We start from the raw sequence: 6526 nt of genomic DNA on the forward strand, positions 1-6526 counted from the left end.
ATGCCGGGCCGGGCGGGCCCCTCGGCACAATGGGCGCATGACCTCACGCGCGCTCACGGTCGGCTTCGACCTCGACATGACCCTCATCGACTCCCGGCCCGGCATCAGGGAGGCCTACCGGGCGCTCTCCGCCGAGACGGGGACATACATAGACGCCGATCTCGCCGTCACGCGCCTCGGGCCGCCGCTGGAGCAGGAGCTGCGCGAGTGGTTCCCCGAGGACCGGATCGAGGAGATGGCCGACCGCTACCGTGAGATCTACACCACATACGCGATCACGCCGACCCTCGCGATGCCGGGGGCCCGTGAGGCCGTCGCGGCGGTGCGCGCGCTCGGCGGACGGGCGATCGTGGTGACCGCCAAGCACGAGCCCAACGCGAAGCTGCATCTGTCGCACCTCGGCATCGAGGCCGACGCGGTCATCGGCTGGCTGTGGGCGGAGGCGAAGGCCGAGGCGCTGCGGGAGCACGGTGCGTCGGTGTACGTCGGGGACCACACCGGTGATGTACGCGGCGCGCGTACGGCGGGCGCGCTGTCCGTCGCGGTCGAGACCGGGCCGTGCGACGCAGCGGAACTGCGCGCGGCGGGCGCGGACGTGGTCCTCGGCGGGCTGACGGAGTTCCCCGCCTGGCTCGCCGGGTACGCCGCGGAGCGGGCCGCTAGCTAGCGCTCGACCTGGCCTGCCGCCGCTGGACGGCGATGCCGCGCAGCACGCCGGCCGCCGCGATGAGGAACCCGATCCCCATCAGCATGCACACCGCGTACGCGAGGGACGGGAAGGGCTCGGTGCCCAGGAACAGCGGGGCGACTGTGACCAGTGTGGCCACCGCGCCGATGAAGAAGACGATTGCTCCGGTCCGGACCATGCCGTCGCCCGGACCGGCCGAATTCGCTTGGGTTTTGTCACGCACCCGACCAGGGTAGTTCCCAGCGCGTAGGAAGAATCCGGGGACGTCTTGTCACCGGCCCCCGGACCAATAGTCTTGGTGCCGGCGGGTCAGACGACCCGCTGTAGTGCTATCCAGAGCCGTTTTTCCGCCCGTCGCACCGGAGGGGCGGAATCGGCATAGACGAGTACGAGGACGAGGACTTCACGTGCCTACCGGCAAGGTCAAGTGGTTCAACAGCGAGAAGGGCTTCGGCTTTCTCTCCCGCGACGACGGCGGCGACGTCTTCGTGCACTCCTCCGTACTGCCCGCCGGCGTCGACACACTCAAGCCCGGCCAGCGCGTGGAATTCGGTGTGGTCGCGGGGCAGCGCGGCGACCAGGCCCTGTCGGTGACGATCCTCGACCCGACCCCGTCGGTGGCCGCCGCCCAGCGCCGCAAGCCCGACGAACTGGCGTCGATCGTCCAGGACCTGACGACGCTGCTCGAGAACATCACGCCGATGCTGGAGAAGGGCCGCTACCCGGACAAGGCGTCGGGCGCGAAGATCGCGGGCCTGCTGAGGGCGGTCGCCGACCAGCTGGACGTGTGACCCCAGGGCCGGGCGGGCCGACGCGGGCCCGCCCGGTGACCGGTCACGGGAACGCGAGCGCGCCCGGTGCGAGCGCGGGCACGAGCCCTTCGGCCGCCGCCCGCGTCAGCAGCCCGCGGACCGCCGCGTAGCCGTCCTCGCCGAGGTCGGCGGTGAATTCGTTGACATAGAGCCCGATGTGCTGGTCCGCGACCGCCGGGTCCATCTCCTGGGCGTGCGCCAGGACGTAGGGCCGGGAGGCCTCCGGGTCGTCCCAGGCCATGCGGACCGAGGTGCGGGCGGTGTCCGCGAGGGTGCGCAGCACGTCCTCGCCCAGCGACCGCCTGGCGATGATCGCGCCCAGCGGGATCGGCAGCCCCGTGGTGTTCTCCCAGTGCTCGCCCATGTCGGCGAGGCGGTGCAGGCCGTAGTCCTGGTACGTGAACCGCGCCTCGTGGATGACCAGGCCCGCGTCGACCTTGCCGTCGCGCACCGCGGGCATGATCTGGTCGAAGGGCAGCACCACGATCTCGCCGACCCCGCCGCCGGTGAGCGTGTCCGCGGCCCAGAGCCGGAAGAGCAGATACGCCGTCGACTTCTCGCTCGGCACGGCGACCGTTCTGCCCGTGAGGTCGGCGCCGGGCTCCCGGGTCAGGACGAGCGGCCCGCAGCCCCGGCCGAGCGCGCCGCCGCAGGGCAGCAGCGCGTACTCGTCGAGGACGTAGGGCAGGACGGCGTACGACACCTTCAGGACGTCGAGGTCGGCGTCGGACGCGGTGGCCGTACCGGTCGCGGCGCGCTCGGCGATGCCGTTCGTGATGTCGATGTCCGCGAACGTGACGTCGAGCGCGGGGGCGGCGGGCACCCGGCCGTGCGCCCAGGCGTCGAAGACGAACGTGTCGTTGGGGCAGGGCGAGTACGCGATGCGCAGGGGGCGGCCGGGGGCCGCGGCCGGGGTCTCAGTCATGTGTGTTCCAACTCCTCAGGACCGGCGCGAACTTCCCGAACGCGTCGCTCAGCGCGGTCAGCGCGTCGCCGATCCGCCAGGCGTCGCGGTCACGCGGGCCGACGGCGTTGGAGACCGCGCGGACCTCCAGGACGGGCAGGCCGCGCAGGACGGCCGCCTCGGCGACGCCGAAACCCTCCATCGCCTCGGCCAGGGCGCGCGGATGGCGCCGCCGCAGCTCGGCGGCGCGCCCGGCGCTGCCGGTCACGGTGGAGACGGTCAGGACGGTGCCGGTCGCACCGCCGCAGGCGTCCGCGACATCCCGTACGAGGGAACGGGGCGGACGGTGGGTGACGGCGCCGAAGCCGAGCTCGGTGACGGGCGCGAACCCGTCGGGGGTCTCGGCGCCCAGGTCGGCGACGGTGATCTCGTCGGCGACCACGAGCGAGCCGACGGGCGCGTGGGGCTGGAAGCCGCCGCCGATGCCCGCGGAGACCACCAGGCCGTACGCGGCGGCGCCGAGGCGCAGGGAGGTCGCCGCGGCGGCCGCGGCGGGGCCCACCCCGACGGCGACCACGTCGATGCCGTCACCGGCGGGCAGCCCCCGCGCCACCGCGTCCCGCTCGGCGGGGACGGCGGTGGCGACCAGGACGCGCGGGCCGGACGGCGACGGGGACGGCACGGTCAGGAGTCGGAGTCCTTCTCGAACTTGAACGACCACAGGCCCGTGGCCTTGGAGCCGGAGTCCTTGCCGCCTTCGAGGAGGCTGACGGTCGACTGCTTGCCGCCACCGCCGTACTGCTGGTTGAAGAAGACGCTGCCCGGGATGACCACGTACGTCTTCTTGCTGGACTCGGTCAGCGGCTGACCGTTCATCAGCAGCGTCCAGCCCTTCTCCGCGATCTCCGGGTCGACGCCGAAGCGGACCTTCTCGTCCGGGTCCACCTTGATGGACTTGACGTCCTTGTCCTGGAGGCAGGACTTCAGCTGGGAGTTCTTCAGCTCCTTGCCGTCGTTGTAGCAGGAGGCTTCCGTGTTCACCGACTTGCTGCCGACGGTCACGGTGGCAAGCGGCGTCGGCTTGTCACAGGCCGAGAGGACGAGGAGTCCGGCGGAGACGGCGCCAAGGGCGGCCACGGTGCGGCGGCGGCGCGCCGCGCGGTTCACATTCGCGGCTCCGCCGCGGAGCAGGGAGGTCATGGGCGAAGGCTATCGGGCACGTCGGGGGGTCCCGTTACGCGGGGGTCGCGGGCGTGCCGCGCGGTCAGGCCACCCGGGGGCGGCGCCGGCCGCCCTGGCGGGCCGCCGCGAGCAGACCGCGGACGGTCGACAGCCAGCCGGCGGCGACGATGGCCGCCGCCACCGAGAGCCCCAGCGCCCCGTTCAGCGGCAGGGCGATGCCGATGGCGCCGCCGACCACCCAGGCGACCTGGAGCAGCGTCTCGGAGCGGGCGAAGGCGGAGGTGCGGACCTGCTCGGGCACGTCCCGCTGGATCAGGGCGTCCAGGGACAGCTTGGACAGGGCCTGCGCGAAGCCCGCGCAGGCGCCGAGGCAGGCGACGCCCACCGCGCCGAAGAACAGCGCGGCGGTGACCGCGACGCCCAGGACCACCGCGACGACGGTCACGATGATGATCTCCGGGGCCCGTGACTTCAGCCAGGCGCCGACGGCCGTGCCCAGCGCGTTGCCCGCGCCCGCCGAGACGCCGACGATGCCGAGGGAGACCGCCGCGCTCTGCCCGGCGAGCGGGTGCTCGCGCAGCAGGAACGCCAGGAAGAAGATGAGGAAGCCGGAGAGGCAGCGCAGCGAGGCGTTGGCGGCCAGGGCGTGGGTGACGGCCGGGCCGACCGTACGCAGCCCGAGGCGGCGCTTGCGGGTGGTGTCGGCGGCGGCCTCCGCGCGGGCGTGCAGATGCAGGTGCTCCTCGTCGGCGGCGAGCAGCGCCTTCGCCTCGCCCTTGGCCGAGTCGACCTTGCGGGGCAGCGAGAACGACAGGAACATGCCCGACACGAAGATCACGAAGGCGCAGAAGAGGGGCCAGCGCGGCCCGACGGCCTGCAGCCCGGCGCCGACGGGCGCGGCCACCGCGGTGGCGAGCAGGCCGCCGAGAGTGACCCGGGAATTGGCCTTGACCAGGGAGAACCGGGGTGGCAGGAGCCGTGGCACGACGGCGCTTCTGACCACTCCGTACGCCTTGGAGGCGACGAGCACGCCGAGGGCGGCGGGGTAGAGCTCCACGCTGCCGGTGGCGACCGCGCCCGAAAGGACCAGCGCCAGCAGGGCGCGGGCCAGCATCGCGCCGGCCATCGCGGCGCGGCGGCCGTGCGGCAGCCGGTCCAGGAGCGGACCGATGACGGGGGCGAGGAGGGTGAAGGGCGCCATGGTGATGGCGAGGTAGAGCGCGACACGGCCGCGGGCCTCGTCCGTCGGCACGGAGAAGAAGACGGTGGAGGCGAGGGCGACGGTGATCATGACGTCACCCGCGCCGTTCACCGCGTGCAGCTCGATCAGTTTGCCGAGGCCCGACTCGCCCGCGCCGTGGGCGTGCGTCGCCTTGCGGATGCCCCGGGCCGTGCCGGTGAACGGCAGGTGGAGCGCCCGTCCCAGCGCACGCGCGGTCCGTCTCGCCGGACCGGGCGAGACGATTCCTGCGGACGCCGACCTTGTGGGGGCCACCTCGTCATAGTGCCCCCTGGGGGGCGCCGCTAGTGCGAATTGCGCGTGGCGGGCGGGGAAAACGCCGCCGGCGGCGACGCGGCACGCCAGCGGCGCGGACCCGGTCGGCTACGTCGGTGTAGGCCCAGGGGCCAGGAGAAGGTAGCGTGCGTAGCGCGCCTGCGGCGTTCGTTCTCGGCCGCGCGCCTCTCGGTCATCCCGCAGAATGGGTGACGTAGGTGCGCCCGAGGACGTCGGGCGCGGACGTCGACGCGGCCCCCTGGTCCGCTCCGTCCGCACCCCCGCGTAAGGGTGGCGCACTCGTGAGACGGCGTAGGAGAGAAGCGATACTTGTGAGCGCAGCGACAACGCGAAGCCGTACCCCGCGCACCCCGCGTACCCCGGACCGCCTGTGCGCCGAGGCGGTCGGCCTGGCGCGTGCCGCGGCCGAGGAGGCCGCCGCGCCCGGTGTGGTCGGCGAGCATGTCGAGGTCGTCGTGGAGGGCGACCGCGTCGTCACGCACCTCTTCGAGTGCAAGGAGTTCGGCTACCGCGGCTGGCGCTGGGCGGTGACGGTGGCCCGTGCCTCGCGGGCCAAGGTCGTCACGCTCGACGAGACGGTGCTGCTGCCGGGTCCCGACGCGCTCCTGGCCCCCGAGTGGGTGCCGTGGAGCGAGCGGCTGCGGCCGGGTGACATGGGCCCCGGCGATCTGCTCCCCACGGACGCGGAGGACCTCCGGCTGGAGCCGGGCTTCTCCGGCGAGGAGGAGCCGCCGCCGAACGCCGCGGTGTCCGAGGAGATGGCCGAGCTGGTCGAGGCGGAGGACGCCGAGGTCACGGCGGGTCCGCCGGCCGAGCTGCCGGTCGCGCCGGCGCGGGGTTCCATCACGTCGGTCGCCGACGAGCTGGGCATGCGGCGGGCGCGGGTCCTGTCGCGGTACGGGCTGCACATCGCGGCGGACCGCTGGGACGAGGCGTACGGGGCGAAGACCGCGATGGCGCAGGCGGCGCCCGCGGGGTGTGTGAGCTGCGGCTTCCTTGTGCCGATCGGCGGCTCGCTCGGACAGGCGTTCGGCGTGTGCGCCAATGAGTTCGGTCCCGCGGACGGGCGGGTCGTGTCCCTCTCGTACGGCTGCGGGGGGCACTCGGAGGCGGCGGTCATGCCGAAGCCGCCGCGGCCGGCGCCGCCGGTCCTGGACGAGACCCGGGTCGACGTCCTTCCCCTGCGGCCCGCGGCGGACTCCGGCTCGGTGAGCGCGGAGGGGCCGAGCGAGGACCTCGGCCACTCCTAGTCCCGGCAGCGGGTGACGGGCGGGGCGAGGGGGCGGTGCCCCCTCACCGGCTCCTCCTGCGGCCCTCTCCGCGGCTTCTCCTGTGGGGCCTCTGCGGCTCCTCCCGTGGTCCCTCCACGGCTCCTCCCGCGGCGTTTTCCTCGTGCGTCGCCGCTTCGCGGCGTTTTCCCCGCC

Annotated in this window: 8 protein-coding genes; 3 read left to right on the forward strand and 5 right to left on the reverse strand. The window is 73.7% G+C overall.

Annotation, left to right across the window (positions count from 1 at the left end):
- The first annotated feature begins 37 nt into the window (after nucleotides 1-37).
- A complete protein-coding gene (locus tag AOK22_RS27380) occupies nucleotides 38-667 on the forward strand; it encodes an HAD family hydrolase (RefSeq protein WP_063795340.1) in 630 nt (209 codons plus the stop codon).
- Here the strand turns inward: AOK22_RS27380 and AOK22_RS27385 are convergent.
- On the reverse strand, nucleotides 660-911 hold the full coding sequence (locus AOK22_RS27385; protein WP_079036850.1) for a hypothetical protein: 252 nt from the start codon (nucleotides 909-911) through the stop codon (nucleotides 660-662). The two genes, AOK22_RS27380 and AOK22_RS27385, sit on opposite strands and share 8 nt — an antisense overlap.
- Before the next feature lie 184 nt (nucleotides 912-1095).
- On the opposite strand from AOK22_RS27385, the gene AOK22_RS43770 reads away from it, so the two are divergent.
- Nucleotides 1096-1479 (forward strand): cold-shock protein, encoded by a 384-nt coding sequence (locus AOK22_RS43770; protein WP_055701393.1) that lies wholly within the window; start codon nucleotides 1096-1098, stop codon nucleotides 1477-1479.
- Between the two features lie 43 nt (nucleotides 1480-1522).
- Here AOK22_RS43770 and AOK22_RS27395 read toward each other — a convergent pair whose 3' ends face one another.
- The 4 genes from AOK22_RS27395 to AOK22_RS27410 all read right to left on the reverse strand — a co-directional run bounded on the left by AOK22_RS27395 (nucleotide 1523) and on the right by AOK22_RS27410 (nucleotide 5051).
- Nucleotides 1523-2425, reverse strand: a complete 903-nt coding sequence (locus tag AOK22_RS27395) for a 1,4-dihydroxy-6-naphtoate synthase (protein ID WP_055701394.1) — start codon at nucleotides 2423-2425, stop codon at nucleotides 1523-1525.
- The gene (locus AOK22_RS27400; protein WP_055701395.1) at nucleotides 2418-3086 is read right to left on the reverse strand and encodes a futalosine hydrolase; all 669 of its coding nucleotides are present in this window, start codon (nucleotides 3084-3086) and stop codon (nucleotides 2418-2420) included. Before AOK22_RS27400 ends, AOK22_RS27395 begins: the two co-directional genes overlap by 8 nt.
- Nucleotides 3087-3088: 2 nt before the next feature.
- Nucleotides 3089-3604, reverse strand: coding sequence for a hypothetical protein (locus tag AOK22_RS27405; RefSeq protein WP_055701396.1), 516 nt, complete (start codon nucleotides 3602-3604; stop codon nucleotides 3089-3091).
- 64 nt (nucleotides 3605-3668) lie between these two features.
- A complete protein-coding gene (locus AOK22_RS27410; RefSeq protein ID WP_055701399.1) occupies nucleotides 3669-5051 on the reverse strand; it encodes an MFS transporter in 1383 nt (460 codons plus the stop codon).
- Between the two features lie 362 nt (nucleotides 5052-5413).
- Here AOK22_RS27410 and AOK22_RS27415 point away from each other — a divergent pair, with 362 nt between their 5' ends.
- Complete coding sequence (locus AOK22_RS27415; RefSeq protein ID WP_055701397.1) at nucleotides 5414-6352, forward strand: DUF3027 domain-containing protein; 939 nt, start codon at nucleotides 5414-5416, stop codon at nucleotides 6350-6352.
- The last annotated feature ends 174 nt before the right edge of the window (nucleotides 6353-6526 follow it).

It is taken from the genome of Streptomyces silaceus, assembly GCF_001419745.1.
Classification (GTDB): domain Bacteria; phylum Actinomycetota; class Actinomycetes; order Streptomycetales; family Streptomycetaceae; genus Streptomyces; species Streptomyces silaceus.

Excerpts from the sequence above, each read along its gene's own strand:
- AOK22_RS27405 (WP_055701396.1), bottom strand. The coding sequence starts at position 3,604 with ATGACCTCCCTGCTCCGCGGCGGAGCCGCGAATGTGAACCGCGCGGCG.
- AOK22_RS27395 (WP_055701394.1), bottom strand. The coding sequence starts at position 2,425 with ATGACTGAGACCCCGGCCGCGGCCCCCGGCCGCCCCCTGCGCATCGCG.
- AOK22_RS27380 (WP_063795340.1), top strand. The coding sequence starts at position 38 with ATGACCTCACGCGCGCTCACGGTCGGCTTCGACCTCGACATGACCCTC.